The sequence below is a fragment of the Pseudidiomarina tainanensis genome, from assembly GCF_900115255.1.
Classification (GTDB): Bacteria; Pseudomonadota; Gammaproteobacteria; order Enterobacterales; family Alteromonadaceae; genus Pseudidiomarina; species Pseudidiomarina tainanensis.
In genome coordinates this window covers 539,293-562,076 of the sequence record NZ_FOYU01000001.1, presented here as the reverse complement: position 1 = coordinate 562,076, position 22,784 = coordinate 539,293, and the positions used below count along the sequence as shown (strand labels likewise).

The 22,784-nt window shown below is 44.4% G+C and carries 14 protein-coding genes and 1 tRNA gene; 5 read left to right on the top strand and 10 right to left on the bottom strand.

Features of this window, described 5'->3' with window-relative positions:
* Positions 1–62: 62 nt before the first annotated feature.
* The 4 genes from BM292_RS02680 to fabA all read left to right on the top strand — a co-directional run bounded on the left by BM292_RS02680 (position 63) and on the right by fabA (position 4,824).
* Positions 63–1,085 (top strand): CFI-box extended C-terminal domain-containing protein, encoded by a 1,023-nt coding sequence (locus BM292_RS02680; protein ID WP_092855008.1) that lies wholly within the window; start codon positions 63–65, stop codon positions 1,083–1,085.
* Positions 1,086–1,344: 259 nt separating this feature from the next.
* Complete coding sequence (locus BM292_RS02675) at positions 1,345–2,205, top strand: TraB/GumN family protein (RefSeq protein ID WP_092855006.1); 861 nt, start codon at positions 1,345–1,347, stop codon at positions 2,203–2,205.
* 62 nt (positions 2,206–2,267) lie between these two features.
* The gene (locus BM292_RS02670; protein ID WP_092855004.1) at positions 2,268–4,178 is read left to right on the top strand and encodes an AAA family ATPase; all 1,911 of its coding nucleotides are present in this window, start codon (positions 2,268–2,270) and stop codon (positions 4,176–4,178) included.
* 133 nt (positions 4,179–4,311) lie between these two features.
* Entirely contained in the window at positions 4,312–4,824 is a 513-nt protein-coding gene (gene fabA, locus BM292_RS02665) for a 3-hydroxyacyl-[acyl-carrier-protein] dehydratase FabA (protein WP_092855002.1), read from the top strand.
* Positions 4,825–4,888: 64 nt separating this feature from the next.
* Here fabA and rmf read toward each other — a convergent pair whose 3' ends face one another.
* The 5 genes from rmf to rlmKL form a co-directional block, all read right to left on the bottom strand.
* The gene (rmf, locus tag BM292_RS02660) at positions 4,889–5,062 is read right to left on the bottom strand and encodes a ribosome modulation factor (protein ID WP_092855000.1); all 174 of its coding nucleotides are present in this window, start codon (positions 5,060–5,062) and stop codon (positions 4,889–4,891) included.
* A 235-nt stretch (positions 5,063–5,297) separates the two neighbouring features.
* Positions 5,298–7,049, bottom strand: coding sequence for a DUF3466 family protein (locus BM292_RS02655; protein ID WP_092854998.1), 1,752 nt, complete (start codon positions 7,047–7,049; stop codon positions 5,298–5,300).
* Positions 7,050–7,056: 7 nt separating this feature from the next.
* Positions 7,057–8,964 (bottom strand): ATP-binding cassette ATPase Uup, encoded by a 1,908-nt coding sequence (uup, locus tag BM292_RS02650; RefSeq protein ID WP_092854996.1) that lies wholly within the window; start codon positions 8,962–8,964, stop codon positions 7,057–7,059.
* Positions 8,961–9,197, bottom strand: coding sequence for a glutaredoxin family protein (locus BM292_RS02645; RefSeq protein ID WP_092854994.1), 237 nt, complete (start codon positions 9,195–9,197; stop codon positions 8,961–8,963). The genes uup and BM292_RS02645 overlap by 4 nt, the downstream gene beginning before the upstream one ends.
* Positions 9,190–11,334: a bifunctional 23S rRNA (guanine(2069)-N(7))-methyltransferase RlmK/23S rRNA (guanine(2445)-N(2))-methyltransferase RlmL gene (gene rlmKL / locus BM292_RS02640; protein ID WP_092854992.1), complete on the bottom strand. Its 2,145-nt coding sequence runs from the start codon at positions 11,332–11,334 to the stop codon at positions 9,190–9,192. Before rlmKL ends, BM292_RS02645 begins: the two co-directional genes overlap by 8 nt.
* A 182-nt stretch (positions 11,335–11,516) precedes the next feature.
* Between rlmKL and BM292_RS02635 the strand changes: the two genes are divergently transcribed.
* Positions 11,517–11,593, top strand: a tRNA-Met gene (locus tag BM292_RS02635).
* 93 nt (positions 11,594–11,686) lie between these two features.
* Here the strand turns inward: BM292_RS02635 and BM292_RS02630 are convergent.
* From BM292_RS02630 to pepN, 5 genes are all read right to left on the bottom strand, one after another.
* Positions 11,687–13,411: a 5'-nucleotidase C-terminal domain-containing protein gene (locus BM292_RS02630; RefSeq protein WP_177203775.1), complete on the bottom strand. Its 1,725-nt coding sequence runs from the start codon at positions 13,409–13,411 to the stop codon at positions 11,687–11,689.
* 42 nt (positions 13,412–13,453) lie between these two features.
* Complete coding sequence (locus BM292_RS02625; RefSeq protein WP_165383884.1) at positions 13,454–14,002, bottom strand: cell division protein ZapC domain-containing protein; 549 nt, start codon at positions 14,000–14,002, stop codon at positions 13,454–13,456.
* 72 nt (positions 14,003–14,074) lie between these two features.
* A complete protein-coding gene (locus BM292_RS02620) occupies positions 14,075–15,070 on the bottom strand; it encodes a quinone-dependent dihydroorotate dehydrogenase (RefSeq protein ID WP_245751796.1) in 996 nt (331 codons plus the stop codon).
* Between the two features lie 13 nt (positions 15,071–15,083).
* Positions 15,084–19,928 carry an NAD-glutamate dehydrogenase gene (locus BM292_RS02615; protein ID WP_092854984.1) on the bottom strand — a complete coding sequence of 1,615 codons (4,845 nt, stop codon included), beginning with the start codon at positions 19,926–19,928 and terminating at the stop codon, positions 15,084–15,086.
* Positions 19,929–20,146: 218 nt separating this feature from the next.
* Positions 20,147–22,768 carry an aminopeptidase N gene (gene pepN, locus BM292_RS02610; RefSeq protein WP_092854982.1) on the bottom strand — a complete coding sequence of 874 codons (2,622 nt, stop codon included), beginning with the start codon at positions 22,766–22,768 and terminating at the stop codon, positions 20,147–20,149.
* Positions 22,769–22,784: the final 16 nt, after the last annotated feature.

Below are 22,784 nucleotides of genomic sequence, written 5' to 3'. Positions count from 1 at the left end.
TATTTGGTTTTTTTTTAAATATTGCGTAAGGTTAATGAATACTTTCTTAGCCGAGTGCAATTATGTTTTTACACAAACTTCCAAGATTAACAGCCGCTCTCGCTTTGTGCGGTATTGGCGTCGTTCATGCACAAGCCGCCGACGACAGCAAATCACTACCGACCTGCAAAGCAGAAGCTACCTTGTTGCCGTTCTCTCTAAAAGCAACTCTTTTCGAAGATGATATGGGAAGTGTTTATCTTTCGATTGATGGTCAACGTGTGTTATCTCAAGACACCAAGATCATGACTTCAGATGAGCAAAACATGGCGTTTATCGAGAAGTTTGTGAATCAATCATCCTTTCACTTCCAAATGTATATTGGCGATAATGAGCAGGGCGAACGAACGTATCGATTTGAATCAGCTTATTTTTTATTGCCGAGCTACTCAAATACAAACGCCGCGGGCGAAAAACTTCAGCGGTTTGCGAAGATAAACCAAATTGCGGTTGGCGAGAAACAGTATGTTTATCAAGTCGAACCCCAAATACCGTACAATAATTTTTATGAATATCCAATGACGGCCGCATTCGCTCACGCATCTTCAACCGCTTGGCTTCAGGGCGAACCGACAAGCATTTCGCTACAAATAACTGACGAGGCGTTTGTTACCGAAATACAAATGTTGGCGTCGAATTGGGCGAAGTTTGGAAATGTCATGGAGCGAGATGCATTATCATTATTTGATAAATATATTGCTGGGCAGTGCCAAGCAGATTACGCATGCTTTTTTACCACAGCTGCTGTGCATACAATTGGGTTAGCTGATGATTGCTGGGAACTCACGCAATTACGTGCGTTTCGTGATAACGTCATGAAACGAACTGTTCTCGGTAGAGAACTCATTGAGCAGTATTATGCTGAAGCTCCAACAATCGTACGGCGTATTAATCAATTGAGTCACGCGAGACGGGTTTGGCTTAAAACTTACTGGTTCGATATTTTACCCAATGCGCTGCTGGCAAAGGTGGGATTTAATACACTTGCACAGAAACGATATATTGCATTGTTTCATCGATTACAAAAGCTTTCCTTAAGCGCCTAACTTAATTCATTTCTAAAATCGTTCGCTACGTAAAATCTGAGAGGTTTTGCGTAGTGAGCTGTCTATTTTTTAAAATTACGCAAGGAATTACAGATAAATGTGAGTCATCACATCCTTTAATAGTTAATTATAATTATTAATTTAACATAATATACATTATGCGAAATCGATAATAAGGGTATTTGGGTGAGGATTCGTATTCGAAATCTGAGCCCTGTCAGTTATATTGAATTGCTAAATTTAAAGCTGGAGCGCAGTTATGAGATATGTGATTGGTTTAGTGTTTGTGTTTGTTAGTTCTTGTAGTTTTGCGAACGTCTTTTTTAAAGTTGAACATCAGACGCAACCAACAGCTTATCTATTTGGCACCATGCATATGATTTGCAATGCCGATGTTCGAGTACCCAATTCTGTTATTGACGCATTTGCCGATTCCGAGCAACTGGTCGTTGAAATTGATTTAACGGATCATGAGCAACAACGTTTCTTACAGCAAAATGTTGCACAACATCCAGCAAATTACCTTGAGAAACACCTAAGTAATGAACAACAACAGCGCTTAAAGACAATCATTGAAGATCAACTGGGTTATAGGTATCAACAAATCAAAAGCTTACGGCCGATCTTTATCAACGCCCTATTTCTCCAACATTTTTTAAATTGCCAGCAAGATCCGTTGTTGTTAGATGAACTGTTTATACAACAAGCTCAGGTGACTAAAAAACCAATTGTTGGGCTCGAAACAGTCGCCATGCAACTCGCATTATTTGACCGCATCCCGCTTCAAGAGCAAGTTCAAGCGTTATATGACATGGCGGTAGAACCTTCGCAAAGTCGTGAAGATTTGCAACAACTACAAGCGATTTATCTCGAAGATAATAGTGAAAAACTTTTTCAGGTAATGCGCTCCCAAGATGATTTTGATACGTTCGAGCAACCTTTTTTGAGCCAGCGAAATAAGAATTGGATGATGGATTTACCTGAGCTAATTGCAGCAAAATCGACGTTTATTGCTGTTGGTGCTGGGCATTTAAGCGGTACTGATGGTTTATTGAGCTTGTTACGTCAGCAAGGCTATGACATCACGCCAATTCCGCTTGAATTTATTCCGCAGCAATAAACGCAAAGCATGGCTTCAGTCGCGTACGGTGGTATCATGAGAGCATATAAGGGAGATTAGATATGCGCATTGCTGCTACAGCACTACAGCCACAAATTAATGAATGGGCAAGCCAACGCCCTTCGACAACGTCGCCAAGCGCCCTAGTGGGCCAACAGCGGGCATTGTCTGCGTTACAACAAGCATTGAGCATTGGCGGACGTTACGCTCATGGGTTTGTCGTCACACCCGCCGGCATGCGCACGTATGACGTTCTCAATGAGGTTGAATCGAAACAACAATGGTTACACGCAAATAAATTCGATTGGGTATACGTTGCCAATCCAGAATCAGCATATGAACCGCTATGCGTTAATTTACCGAGTGGTAAAGCCAACGATTTTTTAGTGAAATTATGGGAGTTATTGCAAGCAGATGTTTCTATTCGTAGCCCTTTACGTGATTTCATACTAGAAACATTTCCAAGCGAGCGAGTCGCCAAATACATCGCGTTGGTGATTGATAAAACTTTCGAAGATTTACCTGGCTCTGAACTGGCAACAATCATTGTGACGCACAGCGAAAATGAGCCTTTTATTTTGTGCGATCGCGTTACTGAAGCCAGCCTATTTGGCAGTATTCGACTCCAAAGTGTGGAAGGCACAATCTCTTCCGACTTACACTTGATTGAAGCTGGTGCGGTTTTGAAAGCCAATGGTGGTGTTCTTGCGATTGATGCGGAAGAGTTATTAATTCAGCCAGGTTTATGGCGAAAGCTAAAGTACATCTTGCGCACCAGCGAATTTCATTGGCCACAGCCAGGCGACGCTAATATTGCAGCTTATTATCAACCGGAAGCTATTCCGGTGCATATTAAAGTACTGTTATTGGGTGAGCGCGATATTTATGCCCAATTACGCGAGCTTGATCGCGATTTTGATAATTTATTTCCATATTTGGCTGATTTTTCGAGTCATTACTCGTTACAAAACGCGCCACTAGCCCCCTACTTTGATTACTTGAGCTATGTTGAACGTGAATCAGCCGTATTGCCGCTAGAGCCTGATGCGTACGCAGCATTATTTAAATTTGTCACGCGTATCACCGATTTTCAAACTGAATTATCACTCGATACGATAGCTATCATGCAACTGATGCGCGAAGCCTGTGCGCTTGCGCAAGCGATCGGGAATGACAAAATTTCGGCACGAGACATTCATCAAGCCTTGAAACAACGCCACGAACGTGACGGATATATTGCCGAGTTGAGTCGACGCGCGATTATAGAAGGCCAAGTTTATATTGCGACTGAAGGCCAAGTGGTTGGTCAAATTAACGGGCTTACCGTGATTACCGCAGGTGGTCATGAATTCGGCGAGCCGACGCGCATCACCGCCACCGTTCATTATGGTGACGGCGACATTATCGATATCGATAGAAAGTCTGAGTTAAGCGGTAGTATTCACACCAAAGGCGTGATGATCTTAAGCGCTTATATCGCCAATGTTTTTGCACGCAATGAAGCGATGGCGCTTTCAGCGACTATTGTATTTGAGCAGTCATACCATGAAGTCGATGGCGATAGCGCTTCATTGGCGGAGTTGTGCTGTTTGTTATCAGCGCTTGCCGAAGCCCCCATTCAGCAGGGCTTGGCCATCACTGGTGCTGTCGACCAGTTTGGTCGAGTCCAAGCTATTGGTGCAGTAAATGAAAAAATCGAGGGATATTTCGAGTTGTGCCGTACGCGTGGTTTAACGGGCCAACAGGGCGTTATCATACCTGCAGCGAATTTGAGTCAGCTCAATCTTTCTGACGATGTTATTCAGGCTGTGAATAACGAAATATTTCACGTATACGCGATTGAACACGTTGGCGAAGCGCTTGAACTGTTGACACAAGCTGAGCAAAAACAATTATATGCGCGTATCGAACAACGGTTAAACGAGCTCCAACAAATCGAGCGCGAAGTGTCTTGGTGGCGACGTTGGTTTTAAGGATAGTGATATCTTTAGGTCATCTTAATACTAGTCGGACTTGTTAAGCGTACACGTGTTCGCTAATCTAGCGCCTATCCGTATCACTCGATAGGCGTTACATCTGTGAAACGCAACACTCAACAAGGTATTTATGAAACAATCTAGCTTTACTCGCGAAGAACTCCTTGCCTGTGGCCGCGGCGAAATGTTTGGTCCAGGCAATAGCCAACTCCCCGCTCCTAACATGCTGATGATGGATCGCGTGGTTGAAATTACTGAAGACGGCGGCGCCTATGGTAAAGGCTATATTCATGCAGAATTGGATATCAATCCAGACCTATGGTTCTTCGATTGTCACTTTATTGGCGATCCTGTTATGCCTGGCTGTTTAGGTTTGGATGCAATGTGGCAACTCACTGGTTTCTTTTTAGCTTGTCTGGGTGGTCCTGGCCGTGGTCGTGCGCTGGGTGTGGGTGAAGTTAAATTCACTGGGCAAATCTTGCCAACCGCCAAAAAAGTCAGCTATTTCATTGATATGAAACGCGTACTCAAGCGCTCTTTGTATATGGGGATTGCTGATGGACGTGTGGAAGTTGATGGGAAAACAATTTACACCGCAAAAGATCTCAAAGTTGGTTTATTCACCGACACCTCAACATTTTAATTGATTCAAAAATGTAAAAAGCCCGCTTCGCGGGCTTTCATTTAGGATTTTTTAGATTCTGGTTCTAGCGGAATAAACCGCCACCTCGCGCTTCCATGGCATCTCGCCAACCGCCTAACCACTGTGACCGTACGTCTTGATTCTGGTAGGGACATAGTTCTTTTGAACGACCAGATACTCCGGCTTTAAAACCTTGTGCATGCGCACGTTCTAGGCGATCGCGTTTTTGTCGTTTCATAGTTCACTTCCTCGTCCAGTTTTTGTTCATCTAACTATTTTTAAGAGAGCGTCGACGATGTTTCTGTTAGCAATATTTCTTAGAAAGTTTGCGAGATTTTTTGACGCTCTATTTAATAGATAGCAATTCTGTACGGGAGTTCAAACGAAAAAAACGACGTATTTTCGAGCGACCTTTTAAGTCAATGAAAACACGCCGTTTATTAATGATAAATTACTTAGAATAACTTGTTTAGTTAGGCGGTAAATTTGCGTCTAAGTGTAATAAGACCACCAATCAATAACATAGAAAAAATACCCCAAGGACTCACTGCCGCACCTTGACGAACAATCTTATCTTCTTCGGTTGTGCAACCCGTAAACTCGCCACTTTCAGGATTCAAAATCAGTGTTTCAGCAACCTGCTCGCGGCGAACATCACCATTTTCATCGGTATATTCGCGCTCGGTTGTCGCCGTGACCAAAATCTGGTTTTGTTCGTTGATTGAATCACCCGATACAATAAAGTAATCCGAATCACAGCCAATAGCTTCATTAAGATTAATTAACCCCTGTTCAGGGTTATTTAGGTCAAAATAGTAACCAGCTCGGCGACGTGTCGAATCAATCTGCGTATCAACTTCAGCACTGCCAACGATGATGCCCTGATTATTAATCGCATTTGGATACGTTGCTGACCCGTTAAATAAGGTTGGTAACGTTGTAAACGTATCATCTTGTACTGAGTAAGTGAACGGAACCGCACGACGCGTGCCTTGGATGTTCTGCAACACATAACCGATGGCAATATCGTCATCGTTAATATCGGTCGCTGCACCCCACAGGTAATCCTCATTCGTAGTTACTGGGCGTGTCTCACCGTCGACAAATATCGCCGGCATTTTAATCCGCCCACCAACGACTGGTTCCGCACCAAAGTAGGTCCAACTCTGGCCAACAGCAATGCCGTTGTTATTTACTGCGTACGCGTAGGTCGACCATACAAACTCATCGTCTTCAAGACGTTCCATTAACGGGGCGTAAGTTGTTTGACTCACAACACCGCCTTGCGCATCAAGTTGCCAAACTGTGGCGTGAACGTCATAAATCGTGCTATTTGTTGATAACTGTGCGCCATTAAATGAACTTAAGTTACTTGCCGTTCCATTTTGATAAGTATGCCAAGCCCCCCATGCACAGGTATAAGGCGTTGCCGCCGATGATGGGTCACTCTCAAACTCTAAACACGACGCAATACGTGTTTGTGCCTGTGGCGTTAATGCAACACTTTGAAAACCAACCGCAACGTTATTTTCATTAATATCGAAAAGCCCTGACTCACCACCTAAAAGTGTTTGCTCAGTTGGTTCTAGCAATTGATGATTGGTACCGTCGTACCATAAAGCACGGCTGGTGAAGTCACGTCTTGCGTAATTAATGGTTACCGGATCAGGCGTTTCTTGCCCTTCTTGTGCTTCTGGTTGATAGGTATGATCAAAGCGCGTATACGGCGCACTAGCGATGCCAACGCGAATATTATTTTGATTCAAACCCAAAAATTGATGATCAGCCGAATTTAATTGGCTTGATGCACCATCACCAGCGGTGTTGAGCAATGCTGGCATGGATACGGATTGTCCATCGTAATCACCGGCAAAATTAACCGCTAATCGCAGCGATGTTAACGCACCATTAAACCGATCGTCTAACCGTTGCACTAACGCTAAGTATTGGCGATATGTCAGTTCATCAGTCGTCGGGTCGAATTCGGTTGAAATTCCAGATTCAGCCAGTAACGAGTCACTAATTAAATTGAAATCAAGCTCTGCCGCCAACGGCATACGCATATGTAGAGCTGTTAAGCCTTGATCATTGATTGCAACGCCATAGGCATTTTGCACTGTGTCTGGTGTGGTAATCCGTTGAACGGTGTAATTTTGAGCCGCAGCCATACCACTTAATGATGCGGCAATGGTTGCGACAAGTATTTGGGTTTTAAACTGTTTCATAGACGGCTTAACTGCTCTCTTGTTGTAAATTTTCTAATTCATCCCAGCGCTCTAGCGCTGCCATCAGCTCATTCTCTAACTCACCTAAGCGTTCTAGCACAGGCGCAGTTACCGTATGCGGCTGATTATAAAAATCAGGCTTATTTGCTTGTTGCTCTAATTGTTCTTGTTCTTGTTCAAGCGCTGCAATGTGTTCGGGAAGCATATCCAACTCACGTTGCAACTTGTAGGATAACTTTTTCTTTGGCTCAGCAGAAGCCCGCGGCTTCGATTCTGGCTTGTCTGACCGAGTTTCCGATAATTTAGTTCCCTGCTTTTCATTGAGATAATGATTAATTTCAGTGAAGCCGCCAAAAATCTCTGTAATAACGCCCTCGCCTTCAAAAAGCAGCACGCTGGTGGCGGTGTTATCAACAAACTCTCTGTCGTGACTAACCAGAATAACTGTTCCTTGATAATCGGCGACAATTTGCTCCAACAGTTCAAGCGTATCAATATCTAGATCGTTGGTTGGTTCGTCCAGAATTAAAAAGTTACTCGGTTGCAGAAATAATCGCGCCAATAATGCTCGGTTTCGTTCACCACCAGACAATGCTTTGACCGGTGTCCGCGCTTGCTTGGGAGAAAATAAAAAGTCCTGTAAATAACTTAATATATGGCGAGTTTTACCGTTGTAGGTCACATCCTGTTTACCATCACCGATATTTTCGGCAACTGAAAGTTCAGGATTCAATTGCGCGCGGTGTTGGTCAAAGTATGCAACTTCTAAATTCGTACCACGCTTGACCTTGCCTGAATCAACCTCTTGTTGACCCAATAACACACGAATTAATGTACTTTTACCACAGCCGTTCGGACCAACTAGTGCAAGTTTGTCGCCCCGCTGTAGGGTTAAATTAAAATCACGAAGAATAACTTTGTTATCAAATTGAAGTTGTAGGTTTTCACCTTCAAATACTAACTTACCTGAACGATTAGCTTCTTGAACTGCTAATTTGGCAGAACCTTGCTGCGCACGGCGAGCTTGACGCTCTTTACGTAACGCTTGGAGTGCCCTAACCCGGCCTTCGTTACGAGTACGTCGCGCTTTAATACCCTGTCGAATCCAAGCTTCTTCCTGGGCTAATTTTTTATCAAATTCAGCATTTTGATTGGCTTCGATTTCTAACTGTTCTTGTTTCGCTGTTAAGTACTTTTCGTAGTTACCTGGAAAGCTCGTTAAATTACCTCGATCAAGGTCAATGATGCGCGTTGCTAAGTTACGAATAAATGCTCGGTCGTGACTAATAAAGAGCACCGCACCACGAAATTCTTTCACTATTGATTCAAGCCATGTCACCATTTCCACATCTAAATGGTTGGTTGGCTCATCAAGCAATAGCAAATCTGGATTCACGACAAGCGCACGAGCCAAAGCAACACGGCGTAACCAACCACCCGAGAGCGAATCCATGGTCGCATCCTCCGGTAACTCCAGTTGGCTTAAAATACTCTCGATTCGCGACTGTAATTGCCAACCATCCGCGGCCTCGATTGCCGTTTGTAAGCTCGCCATGCGCTGTAATATCGCGTCGTTGGTCGGATTTTCATTTAACTCAAGCACTGCATGATGGTATTGCTGTAGCACAGCGCCAACATCAGCCAGTCCTTCAGCTACATAGTCGTAAACTGATTGCGATGAATTGGCCGGTGGATCTTGTGGTAAGCGCGCTACAACGGTCTCGCCGACCACCTGCACTTCACCGTCGTCAAGTAACACCTCGCCGGCGATAACTTTCAATAAAGTTGATTTGCCCGCCCCATTACGGCCAACAATACAGACCCGTTCGCCTGATTCGATGACAAGATCGGCGTGATCGAGAATTGGATCGTTACCAAAGGCCAGTTGTGCTTGATGTAAACGGACTAAATTCATGAATTCAAAAATTCCTCGAGCGGTTGTGCAAACGGCCAGCGCATTTCGGCGTCATCGCGGGCGCGAATTAATACCGGAATTAACCAAGCATATTCCTGTTGGAGCTCTTGTTGCTCTGAAATATCTACGATATGCAATCGAATCGGGTGCTCTGGCTGTGCTTGATGTAGCATTCGTAGAGCTTCATCACACAACGGACAATTCGGTTTGGTTAATAAATAAAAATCAGTCACTCTGGCGTACCTTGAACAAATGATGGATGCCTTTGTGACGCGCGAAATCAGGAGAGATTGAGCGCTTGGTTAAATCATCTGCGACCAGATAAGCCTCCGATAGCAATTCTTCATCTAACTTGAAACGCCGTTTATTATTCGAAAATAAAATAACTCCGTTATCTTTTAATAAACGTGCGGCTAATTTAAGCAGCATGACGTGATCACGCTGAATATCGAGAACATCTTCCATACGTTTTGAATTAGAAAATGTTGGCGGATCAAGAAAAATTACATCGTAACGTTGTTGCGGACGTTGTTCGCGTAGCCATTGTAGACAATCTGCTTGTACGAACTGATATTGGCGACCATATAGTTTATTGAGGGTAAAGTTACGCTGCCCCCATGCCAAATAAGTCTTTGATAAATCAACCGAGGTGACGTCATTTGCGCCGCCTAAAGCGGCATGCACAGAAGCTGAGCAGGTATAAGCGAACAAATTAAGTACCGATTTGTCATGGCTCAGTTTACCGAGTTCACGACGAGCCCAGCGATGATCAAGAAATAGACCAGTATCGAGGTAATCGCTTAAATTCACTTCAAATTGCGCATCGTACTCATGAACGACACGAACCAAGCCGCGCGGCTCTTGTTTTTGATACTGTTGCTTACCCGATTGCTTCTGACGGACTTTCAATGTCATATTTTCAGCCGCAAATGGTAATTCTTGCGCAAGCGTATCGATCAAATACCACAGTCTATCCTTCGCGACCGCCTCAGGAATATCTTTGGGTGCTGCATACTCTTGAATAACCAAGCAATCATCATAAACATCAACGGCCGCGTTATATTCAGGGAGATCAGCGTCATATAGCCGCCATGCGTTAACCCCTTCTTTTGCCGCCCATTTTTCGAATTTTTGCCAGTTTTTACGGAGTCTATTCGCCAAATCGCTGGATTGCGTTGTAGTAAACTCTGGTTGCTCTTGAGTTAAGTCATAAAGCGCTAAAGTGGTCTCGATAGCACCATTAAACAGCTTATATTTACGCTGACTTCGTAACTTCATGCGTTTTAACAGCGTATCATCTCCCGCTAACACACCTACCTGCCAACCTTGGAAATGCTCACGCAGTTGTGCACCGAAACGCCGATATAATAGAAGCGTTTCTATCTCCTCGCCTAATCGTTCACCATAAGGCGGGTTACAAATAAGTAGTGGCGTGCTGTCGCCAGCAGTTAATTCAAGCGGTGCAGTTACTTGTTCGGCATTCATCGTTTGCCAATGACATAATTCTTCAATGCCAAGTCGCATTGCGTTTTGTTCAGCGATGGCAAGCATTTTGGCATCACTGTCATAGCCAATAAAACGCGCTTTAGATTGCGCAAGTGCTGTTTCAAAGCGTTGCTGCGCGGCGCTTAATACCTGCTGCCACACTGATTCGTCATGACCCGCCCACTGTTGAAACCCCCACTCGGCGCGAGTTAAACCAGGTGCACGGTCAAGGCGAATCATGGCCGCTTCAAGCAGAATGGTGCCTGAACCACAAAACGGGTCAAGTACCACATTCGTGTTTTGCGTCATGCCGCTACGTATAGCCACAGCTGCGGCAAGTGTTTCGCGTAGCGGTGCCGTTCCCTGCTGCTGGCGATAACCACGTTTGTGTAAGCTTTCACCAGAAAGATCCAGATACCAGGTTAATTTATCTTTTTGAATATGTGCGTTAATTCGAATGTCTGGCAATTCTTTGGATACATTCGGCCGCGATAATTCTTGCTCACGAAAACGGTCAACAATGCCATCTTTAATCAGCTGTGCACCAAATTGTGTGTGGCGAATTTCATGACTACGTCCACTGAAATCGATTACGAAGGTTTGATCTGAGCGAAAGACTTGCTCCCACGGCGTTTGCGCAACTGCAATAGGAATATCTTGTGCACGTTTTATAAACGCCTCGCCAAGGGTCAATAACACGCGGTTAGCTAAACGTGTCCATAAACAAACACGATATGCGTCTGTTAGAACACCCTGAAACCAGCAACCGCCGGCAGTTTGCCGAACTTCGTTGACACCAAGTTGGTTTAATTCATCAAATAAAAGAGGTTCAAGCCCTTTGGCGCAAGTTGCAAATAAGCGAAGTGACGTTGACGTTGTGGTCATGGATGTTTCTAAGTTGTGTAACATGCCCTTATTATAACGGACTCACACTGCCATGTATTGTGTGTATTATCGGAATTGATGGTTTATTAAGCGGTTGAACGGGAATCGTTTATTTATTAGGCGAACGATTCAATCATTACTTGCGTTTGCCTATATCACGCTATAACATGCGCAGCATCGGACGCGGGGTGGAGCAGTCTGGTAGCTCGTCGGGCTCATAACCCGAAGGTCGTAGGTTCAAATCCTGCCCCCGCAACCAATCCTTTCGAATACTCAAAATAAGATATTAGCTATTAGATATTAGATATTAGCTAAATCCAAACATCACTTTCTAATATCTAATATCCAATATCTAATAACGCTCTTGCTTTTCAATTTCCCAGTTTTTATTTAGCGTGGCGGTATAGCCCTCCTCGCCTAACCACCGCATATATTCAATCAAAATATGCTGAATTTGATCTGGGCTACTATAAACAATCTGCTTACCATTTAACCCAGCAAAATCGCCACCGCCATTCGCGCGATAATTATTTGTAACTACAGCGTACTGTTGCTCGTCATTCAAAGCAGGAATTGTCTGCACGCGTTTACCAATTGGCTGGGTTGGATCGATACGGTAATTGATCCCGCTAAATGTATCGAATTGATAAGACGGAATCTCAGAGTCAAGCCAGCTCCAAGGGTCGTCTTGATTGCCAGATTGTAACGCTTTTGCTGATTGTTCTAACCATTGTTTTAGATTTGCTCCGCTAACCACAACGACATCCAATGTATTGGGATAACGGTACAAATCGCCAATGTCGCCAAGGGTTACTGGCCCAGCTTCAATTGCAGTGTAGGCACCATTAGCACTTGTCGCTTCATTAATAGCCGCATGAAACGGCGCGACCGCGCTTAATCGTGGTAAATTTGTCCACGCCAGTTCGGCGTTTGTATGTGCATAGCGCTCGATATACCAAAGTTGAGCATCGTGTATAAACTGCATCGCTAACGTAGGCTCTAATCGCGCATACTCTTGACTCAAAGGCGCTTGAGTTTGCCCGATGGCCTGTTGCATGAAAGCTAAAGTCGCTCGATGCGCAGGCTCTAACTGTGCAGTGAGTTCCCCATCGCGTTCAGCTGTCACCGGTTTTACTGATGCCGATTTAGATTTCACTACCCAACGCTTTTCGGCAGCGGCGTAATGAAACACGAAATCGATAACACCCAAATACTCGCCATGTAAGCCAGGTTGAACGGCCGGAATCCCAAAGATCGTTCCCTTTTCGCTATTAACATGCGCGAGTAAATCGTAGCTATCCGTGCCAGGAAATATTTCGTGTTGATGGCCGAATATAATCGCATCTATGCCGTCTAACTGAGCAAGCCCCCAAACGCCCTGTTCACTATCTTGCCCGTTTGAAGTTTGCTTTGGCATTCCCGTATGTGCCACCAGAATAACGACGTCCGCACCTGCTTGGCGCGCTCCTTCAACTGCTCGCTGGGCGGCAGCGACCATCGATTCGACGTTGACATGATTGCGCAAATGATGGGCATCCCACTGCATGATTTGCGGTGGTAAAACACCGACTAAACCTATATTAACGGTGAATGCTTGTGCGGTATCGTCAACACTTGTGGATACCGTTCTCGGAATCACAACAAATGGTTGAAGATTTAAATGTTGCTTAGCGAATTCTGAGGTAGCTGTTAAATTGGCACTTAAAATGGGCGCTGATACACCAGAGTATGCACGCGACAAATATTCTAAGCCATAATTGAACTCGTGATTCCCCAGATTAACGGCATCATATTGCATTCGATTCAGCAACTCGGCTAATGGCAACTGTGTTTCAGAAGTCGCTGCAGCAACCATATAGTCTGTAAACGGTGAGCCTTGAATTAAATCACCGTTTTCAATTAATAGACTGATATCTGCGGATGCTCGTTGTTGGTCGATTAAAGCAGCCGTATGAACGAGTCCTTTCGACTCACGTTCCCGAGTGAAATAGTTATATCCGGTGAAGTGACCATGCACATCACTGGTTGCCATTATGCGAAGAGTGATTGATTCAGCACTGACGGTATAACTGGTCATACAGCAAATTCCGGCGATTAAACTGCGATACCACATAGCAAATTAAGCTTGTCGTAGGGTGTCAGTAGTCGATTGAGATTGACTCAATGCAGGTTGAAGACGATTGGGCATTACTTTAATCACATCGTATTGACGTAATACTTTAATGTCTGACAGCGGAAATTCGTCGGCTAATACAAGACATTCGACAAACTCGCCTTCGATTGAACTGATAGCACAAAGAACATCGGCCAAACCCGAGTTAAGCCGAACTAATGTGCCAATTTCTAACGCGCTATCAAGGGGATGTTCAGCTGTTTGAAAATACCAGCTTTGCGGCATTTGCGGCCGCCCGAAGCGTTGATAAATGGTGTGATTTAGTGCCGCAGCAAGAATGACCGTCGGTGATAGGCAGTTGGATGCTTCTAATGCATCAAAAAAGCTTTGAAAAGTTGCCGCATCCTCCATGGAAAATGCAGCATTCATGGCATACAACGGAACCAACTTCGAAGGCTTGTAAGGCGCATTATGAAATACGCCTTGTTCAAGCTCTATTTGCAATTGTTGTTGCTCTGGATCGTAAATCCATCGCCATTGCGAAGTTGTGTGCACACGATTACCTTTATAGTTGTAATTAGCTATGTGTTGTTAGATAACCGTTAAAATATCGAAATCTAATTCGTTTTACAAGGCATTCACAATATTGCGAACTAATTGCGGACCATGATAGATAAAGCCAGTATAGATTTGTACTAAACTAGCACCCGCTTGTAACTTCGCTTGCGCAGCCTCTGCACTATCAATACCGCCAACAGCAATTATCGGCAGTTTGCCGTTCGCATGCTCGGCAATAATTTTTACAACATGCGTGCTGCTATCAAATAGCACTCGACCACTTAAGCCACCCGCTTCATCAGCATAAGGCAAGCCAGCCACGGCATCGCGACTCAAGGTGGTATTGGTCGCGATAACTGCATCGATTTCGTGTGTAATGAGTGCGTCTGTAATTGCTCGAATACCGTCATCAGTTAAATCAGGCGCAATTTTAACTGCAATAGGTACATATTTATCATGCTGTTGTGCGAGTTGTTTCTGTTCTTCTTTCAACGCCGAAAGTAGGTCATGTAATGCACTTCCATGCTGAAACTCACGTAATCCTGGCGTGTTCGGCGATGATATATTCACGGTGATATAACTCGCCAGTGAATATACTTTGCGCATACAATGCAAATAGTCCTGAACTGCTTCGGCTTCGGGGGTATCCTTATTTTTACCAATATTGATACCTAATACGCCTTTGTACTGTGCTAATTGCACCTGCTCTAGTAGGTGGTCGACACCTAAATTGTTGAAACCCATTCGATTAATAATGGCTTCCTTTTCAACAATGCGAAATAAACGAGGCTTTGGATTCCCCGGCTGAGGTCGCGGTGTCACGGTTCCTACTTCTATAAAACCAAAGCCCATTTGTGCAAACGCATCAATACACTCGGCATTTTTATCCAGTCCGGCAGCTAATCCGACCGGATTCGGGAAATCGATACCTATTACGCGAACCGGTTTGCTTTGCAACCGTTGGCGCCATGCCAATGATACAGGCGTGTGCGCAAACCGTTTGAGCATATTTAGCGTGAAGTCATGTGACTGTTCAGCATCTTTGCTGAACAGCCACTTGCGCATTAATCCATACATATTAAGCGCTGACCGCCGTACAGTTATGGTTTAATAACATTAACTCACGTAACGCGACCGAGAACTTGGCGAACTCATGCGTTTTTGTTGTGCGGAAATCTGACAACATAACTAACCAACGGTCGACGTACACTTTATTGTCAGATAACCAAGATTGAACGATTTCATTGGCGTCTTTCTTGGCATCAGCCGCTTTTAACATGCTCATGGTTAATGAACGTTGCTGCCAATCAAGCTCTTCGCGGAAGGCCGCTCGAGCAAGTGCTTGCCAATGGTTATCCACCGGTTGACTATTAATTTGATCAAGGAACCAGTGTAATGACACACGCGAACCAAGATTAAAGTACGCTTGTGCAACGGTGCCCACTTTACGTCCTGTTTCATTGGTAATGTCAGCAATATCCAACGCCGAGAACAAGGTACTTAAGGTGCCAATATTATGCGCCAGTTTTGCTGGTACGCCCTGCGCTTGCAGCTTATCGATTTGTTTTTCAATTTGCGCACGCTCATCGTCGACTAAGTAATTCAGCACATTCTTACGCAAATCGTCAAAACTTGCCTTGTAGAAATCCAAATGCTCTTGAATTGTTGTCAAATTCGGGTTGCGATGACGCAAGAACCAACGCGTCGCGCGGCGTACCACACGGCGTAACTGGAATAACATGTTATTCTGGACGTCAGCAGGGATTTTGTTATTACCAACTTCAATTTGCTCCATCAAACCGCGCAAATCGAAACATTCACGCGCAACCACATAGGCTGAGGCAACTTCAGCTTCAGTTGAGCCGGTCGCATCTACTTTACGGTAAACAAAGTTAGGCCCCATGTCGTTAACGATGTTATTCGCCAAGCGCGTTGCGATAATCTGCGCACGCAATGGGTGATTTTCCATTGCATCGGCATACTTCTCTTGTAACGGTTTAGGGAACGCATTAATCAATGAGCGCGCGTGGAATGGATCCGACATAATCGCATCATCAAGCAACTGCTCTTTTAGGACCATTTTGCCGTAAGCTGTAATAACTGCCAACTCAGGACGGGTAAAGCCTTTGCCTTGCGCCTGACGTTCAGCTAGCTCATCGTCATCTGGCAAGAATTCTAAGGCACGATTTAACTGCCCCTCACGCTCTAAATGATGAATAAAGCGCTGTAATTCTTTCACCTGATCAGAGCCACGAATCGCGGTCACTGAAATTGATTGGGACTGACGGAAACAATCTTTGATTACAATTTGCGATACTTCGTCGGTCATATCGTAAAGTAACTGATCGCGCTGCTTACGAGTTAAATCGCCATTCGCAACTAAACCGTTCAGCAAAATCTTAATGTTAACTTCGTTATCTGAACAGTCGACACCACCAACGTTGTCAATTGCGTCAGTATTGATACGTCCACCTGTACGTGCATATTCAATACGACCTAACTGGGTGAATCCTAGGTTACCACCCTCGCCCACAATCTTCGCGCGTAGTTCTTTACCATTCACACGTAAAGCATCATTTGCGCGGTCACCAACGTCACTGTCACTTTCTTTGGCAGATTTAACGTAAGTACCGATACCGCCGTTCCATAACAGATCAACGTTCAGCGTTAATAATGCTTTGATTAATTCATTTGGCGTAAACGATTTCTTCTGCGTATTAAACAGTTTCTTCATCTCAGGTGACAGCTCAATCGCTTTTGCGCTGCGCGAGAAAATGCCGCCGCCTTCTGAAATTAATGATTTGTCGAAATCTTCCCAGGATGAACGTGGCAATTGGAACATACGCTGGCGTTCAGCATAAGTTTTTTCCGCATTTGGGTTCGGGTCCACGAAAATGTGCATGTGGTTAAACGCACCAACTAGGCGCGTATGCTTTGATAGCAGCATGCCATTGCCAAATACGTCACCTGCCATGTCGCCAATACCTACCGCTGTAAAATCAGTTGTTTGGCAATCAATTCCGATTTCACGGAAATGACGCTTAACTGACTCCCATGCACCGCGTGCGGTAATCCCCATTTTCTTATGGTCATAGCCAACTGAACCACCAGAGGCAAAAGCATCGCCCAACCAGAAATTATACTCAGCCGAAATACCGTTCGCGATATCTGAGAACGTTGCGGTACCTTTATCGGCTGCAACAACTAAATAGGTGTCATCTTCATCGTGACGAACAACGTCGGTTGGTGGCACAACTTCGCCGTTGACAATGTTATCGGTGATATCAAGTAAAGCGCGGATAAAGGTGCGATAACATGCTTTACCTTCTTCAAAAAACGCATCACGCTCTTCTGGCAAGTGTTTACAGAAGAAACCACCTTTCGCGCCTACTGGTACAATCACCGTATTCTTAACTTGTTGCGCTTTAACTAGCCCAAGCACCTCAGTACGGAAATCTTCACGACGGTCTGACCAACGCAAACCACCACGAGCAACTTTACCACCGCGCAAATGAACACCTTCAACGCGTGGTGAATAGACAAAAATTTCATACTTCGGTAATGGCAAAGGCATTTCTGGAATCATTTCTGGCATAAATTTCACAGAAATGTATGGTTTCTCGTTACCCTGTGCATCAGCTTGGAAGAAGTTGGTGCGAAGTGCCGCCAAAATCAATTCAACATAACGACGAATGATACGGTCGTCATCGAGGTTAGCGACGTTTTCTAGCTCAGAACTAATACGAGCTTCCAACGCTTCAATTTTCTTGTCTCGGCTCTTTTCTTTCGGATCGAATTTTGAGTAAAACAGTTTAACAATTAATTTTGCAATCAATGGGTATTTGCTGAACGTGCTTTCAATGTATGATTGACTGAATGTGGTGCCAATTTGGCGCATGTACTTGGCGAACATACGCAAAATAACAACTTGGCGACCTGTTAAACCAGCACTTAATACCAACCGGTTGAAACCATCGTCCTCGTAGTGACCATCCCAAACCTGAGCAAATGCATTCTGGAACACGTCACGGCTGGCTTCCAAATCAAGCTTGGCATTGCTGTGTAGCATTTGGAAATCAAGGATCCAGAAAACGCCACCATCCGAGGTTTTAATTTGGTATGGGCTTTCACCGATAATGCGTAACCCGAAATTCTCGAGCATTGGCAGTACGTCAGACAAGTGAATTGGCTCGTCTTTATGGAATAATTTCAGACGAATCTTTTTGCTTGTTTCGTTCTCTTCACGCGAACGATAGAACAACATTCCCAATTTGTGATCGTCATCGAGTGCTTCTACCTGCGCAATATCGGCAATTGCGACAGAAGGCAAAACTTCTTCTTTATAGGCGCGTGGGAACGCGTTGGCATACTTTTTATTTAATGCATTCGCTTTTGCTTCACCGAAAGTACTACTTAAAATACGCTCGAAATTGTCTTCCCAAGTACGTGCCGCTTCAATTAGATTCTGTTCAAGTTCTTTCACGTCAATGTCCTGTACGTGTGCGCCAAGGCGAACGGTATAATGCGTTCTAGCCAGCGATGATTCTGAGAAATAGGTGGTAAAATCGACTTCACTGTTGCTTGCTAACGTGCGTGCAAGAATTTGCTGCGTCTTTTGTCGTAACAAAGTGTTGTAGCGCTCTTTCGGAACGTAGACCATGCACGAAGCGAAGCGACCAAAAATATCGCGACGCACGAATACGCGCGTCATATCGCGCTCTTGCATCTGCAAAACGCCCAGCCCTACTTCGAGCAAATCATCTTCAGAAGCTTGAACAATTTCGTCACGCGGGTAAGTTTCAAGAATATTTAGCAGTGCTTTCGCTGCATGCGAGTTTGGAGCGAAGCCTGAATCTTCCATGACGCGACGGATTTTATCGCCAACTAATGGAACATCGCGGGCACTATTGTTGTAGAAGCTGCTTGAATACAGCCCAATGAAACGATCTTCGCCAATAACTTTACCGTTCTTATCAAAGCGTTTCACACCAATGTAGTCGCAATAAGCAGGACGGTGTACACGTGATTTGGTGTTGGTTTTGGTGAGTAATAGAATATTCTCATCAAACGTCATATCTCTCGCAACTTCTGGCAATGAAGAAACCAAACGGTCTTTGTTGGTTGCACTCTTGCGCATTAAGCCAAGACTAGATTCAACGTTTTGGCGAATAACGTAATCGCCTTCAACTGGCTTCAAATCGTAACGACGATAACCCATTAAGGTGAAATTATCTTGCGCTAACCAACTTAAAAAACGCTGCGCTTCTTTTAATTGCTGTTGGTCGCCAGGGTATTTAATGTCACTGAGACTTTGCGCTATTTCACTCAAGCGCTCACGCATTGGTAACCAGTCTGAAACGGATAAATTAATTTCATCCATGACCGACGCTAATTCTTTTTTAAGCGTGGTAATTGCTTCTTTACTGGTTTGGCGATCAACCTCAATCAAAAATACCGTATCGACTTCATTGTCGTCATTACGCGTGCCGGCTTTTAATAACTCAACAATATTGTTATCAGCATCACGCTTGTGGCTAATTGGTAAATGCAACAATAAATGCGAAGTGATGCCTAGGCGTGACAACGCCATACGAATTGAGTCCACCATAAATGGACTATCCGATTGAATAATTTCAATGATGGTATGCGCTGACTCCCAGCCGTGACGTGCCACTTCTGGGTTATAAATTTTGATGAGTGCTTTTTCACCAGGAATGTAATCGTTGAAGCTATGCCACAACCCCATCACCGCACCATACATATCGCTGTCATTGCGCAGCGACAGATCATCCGGTGAGATATTGCGGAATAACCTCATCGCAAAATCGGTGATCAAATCGGCTCGATTGGTGGCGCGCTGCTGAATCAGATCAGCCACCTTCTGCAATACAACGGGGATCTGGCCTTCGCCAAACGCATTCATGATGGTGTCCTTTTTACGTGATAGATATAACGAAGCTGCAATAGTTACCAAGCGTAACTATTACCCAACGAAATAATTACTATCATTGTCGGACATTTAGGTTGGTTATTCAATGCTTATTGTCATGAAAAAATCAGTGTTCAGACCACGAAATTCGGGGTCTGAACATGATTATGAAGATGCTTTGCATGTTTATTACAAAAGCGCCAATTATTAGTCTAATTTGTCGCTAAACTTTGACTGATTTTTTCGTCTAAATCGGTCGCTAAATTGGGTATTTTTTGTAGTTGCTCTAGTTCTGCTTTTAACAACTGTTGTCGATGCGAATCAAATCGGCGCCATTGTGTTAACGGTGTCACGAGACGCGCTGCAACTTGCGGATTCTTATCGTTCAAATAACGAATCATGGCACTTGTCATTCTATACCCTGCTCCGTCTTGACGATGGAACTGCGTCATATTACGACCAAAACTGGCCATTAATGCGTATTGGCGGTTCGGGTTGTTACGATCGAACTTCGCATGTTGTTGTAGCTCCGCAACACGTTCAACCACTTCTGGTTGTGGTGCACTGGACTGAATGGCAAACCATTTATCTAAAACTAACGGGGTGTCCTGCCATTGCTTTTCAAAAGCATCAAGCAATTGTTGTTGGCAGGACAGCTGTAAGTGAACGGCTATCTGCAATGCACTTTGTTGTGCGGTCATATTATCTGCCTGATGATAATACTCGGCGACCACGGCACTATACTGTGCAGGCGCATGCAAAGCGATATAGTACAGTGACGTGTGCAACCAGCTACGCTGCCCAATTTCAGCGCCAGTTAATTGATATTCTGCGATGTTTCTAGCATCCCAAACGCCTTTAAAAACATCAAATAGCTTTGCAGCTAACTGTTGGCGTAATTCTTGAACAGCAGTAAAAATTGCATCCAACGGAATTTCTGTCGAATAATACTCTGCTATTTCTTCAACGGTCGGTGGTGTAAACACGAACGATTTCAACGCAGGATCTACATTCGCTTGCGCAAATTTTGTAAACGCTTCAGCCACTGACTCCGGCAATACCAATGGTGATTGTTGCGCCACTGCGTCGCAAATTAATTTTACATAAATATGCTGTGCAGCCTCCCAACGAGAAACTTCCTGATCCGCGTGGCTTAATAAAACCAGATTATCTGTAAAAGATTGTACGGCATCTAATTTAATTGGAGCGCTGAAGTTTTCTAATAAGGCCACCACTGGGCGCTCAGGCAGATTCGGAATAACAACGGTTGCTTGCGCTTCGGTGAATTCAAACAATGTGCTACCAGATTCATGCTCTCGTAGCTGGTTGCTTACCAGCGTGAGTTTTTCTCCCTCTTTTGAGTAGGCGCTTAAAAGTACTGGGATATGAACTGGTAGTTTAGTTGCTTGGCCTGGCGTTGGTGGCGTTGTCTGACTGAAGTTTAACGTTAATGTTTGAGTGTGCTCATCATATACTTGCTCAACGCGAACAGTCGGCGTGCCGGCTTGACTATACCACCGCTTAAACGTTTGTAAGTCGGCCTGATTCGCATCTGCCATGGCGGCCACGAAATCATCACACGTTACCGCTTGTCCGTCGTGACGTTCAACATATAGCCGCATGCCCTTTTGGAAACCACCCTCCCCAAGCAAAGTGTGTAACATTCGAATAACTTCGGCGCCTTTGTTATATACCGTCACCGTATAAAAGTTATTCATCTCAACCACTTTGTCAGGTCGAATTGGATGCGCCATCGGGCTCGCATCTTCGTTGAATTGATGCGTTCGCATAATGCGAATAGCGTCAATACGATTCACTGAGCGTGAACCTAAATCAGAACTAAATTCTTGATCTCGAAAGACGGTTAAGCCCTCTTTTAAACTTAACTGGAACCAATCACGGCAAGTAATTCGGTTCCCCGTCCAGTTATGGAAATACTCGTGTCCTATCACCGACTCAACGTTTAAAAAGTCTTGGTCTGTCGCGGTTTTAGCATCGGCCAATACATAGCGCGAATTGAACACATTCAGCCCTTTATTCTCCATGGCACCCATGTTGAAAAAATCCACCGCGACAATCATATAAATATCGAGGTCGTATTCGAGATTAAATCGTTGTTCGTCCCAACGCATCGCATTTTTGAGCGAGAGCATGGCGTATTCGGCTTGTTTGAGATTCCCTTTATCAACAAACAATTCAAGACTAACGTCGCGACCGGTGCGTGTTCTAAACGTATCTTTTAATACATCGAAATCACCGGCAACGAGCGCAAACAAATATGCCGGTTTTGGGTGTGGATCATGCCATTTCACCCAATGCGTGCCGTCGTTATTATTACCTTGTTCGACATTATTGCCGTTACTCAGTAAATAAGGATAGTCTTGCTTGTTCGCAATGATTGTTGTGGTGAACTCAGCTAGTACGTCCGGACGATCGAGGTAATAGGTAATACGTCGAAAACCTTCCGCTTCGCATTGCGTACAGAATGCACCACCTGATTTATACAACCCTTCTAAGGCTGTGTTAGCAGCTGGATTTATCGTATTGGTAATCACTAGTTCAAATGGCGAGTCTGGCACTTGACGAATCTCAAGATACTTATCGCTAACAACATACTCATCTGAACTTAACGCGTCGCCATTAATAATAACCGTTTGCAATGACAGGTGCTCACCATGCAAACGAAGCATGGCGCTTTGTTGTTGCGGTACAACACGCATACGACTCGTTACCCGTGTGCACTGTTCATCAAGTTCAAAGGTTAAATCAATACTCTGAATTAGAAATTCCGGAGCGCGGTAATCGCTCCGGAATTTTGCTGCTGTTATTGTCATAACGACCTATATTCTG

Excerpts from the sequence above, each read along its gene's own strand:
- pepN (WP_092854982.1), bottom strand. The coding sequence starts at position 22,768 with ATGACAATAACAGCAGCAAAATTCCGGAGCGATTACCGCGCTCCGGAA.
- BM292_RS02630 (WP_177203775.1), bottom strand. The coding sequence starts at position 13,411 with ATGACCAGTTATACCGTCAGTGCTGAATCAATCACTCTTCGCATAATG.
- BM292_RS02670 (WP_092855004.1), top strand. The coding sequence starts at position 2,268 with ATGCGCATTGCTGCTACAGCACTACAGCCACAAATTAATGAATGGGCA.
- rmf (WP_092855000.1), bottom strand. The coding sequence starts at position 5,062 with ATGAAACGACAAAAACGCGATCGCCTAGAACGTGCGCATGCACAAGGT.
- uup (WP_092854996.1), bottom strand. The coding sequence starts at position 8,964 with ATGAATTTAGTCCGTTTACATCAAGCACAACTGGCCTTTGGTAACGAT.
- rlmKL (WP_092854992.1), bottom strand. The coding sequence starts at position 11,334 with ATGACCACAACGTCAACGTCACTTCGCTTATTTGCAACTTGCGCCAAA.
- fabA (WP_092855002.1), top strand. The coding sequence starts at position 4,312 with ATGAAACAATCTAGCTTTACTCGCGAAGAACTCCTTGCCTGTGGCCGC.
- BM292_RS02655 (WP_092854998.1), bottom strand. The coding sequence starts at position 7,049 with ATGAAACAGTTTAAAACCCAAATACTTGTCGCAACCATTGCCGCATCA.
- BM292_RS02675 (WP_092855006.1), top strand. The coding sequence starts at position 1,345 with ATGAGATATGTGATTGGTTTAGTGTTTGTGTTTGTTAGTTCTTGTAGT.
- BM292_RS02615 (WP_092854984.1), bottom strand. The coding sequence starts at position 19,928 with ATGAATGCGTTTGGCGAAGGCCAGATCCCCGTTGTATTGCAGAAGGTG.
- BM292_RS02620 (WP_245751796.1), bottom strand. The coding sequence starts at position 15,070 with ATGCGCAAGTGGCTGTTCAGCAAAGATGCTGAACAGTCACATGACTTC.
- BM292_RS02680 (WP_092855008.1), top strand. The coding sequence starts at position 63 with ATGTTTTTACACAAACTTCCAAGATTAACAGCCGCTCTCGCTTTGTGC.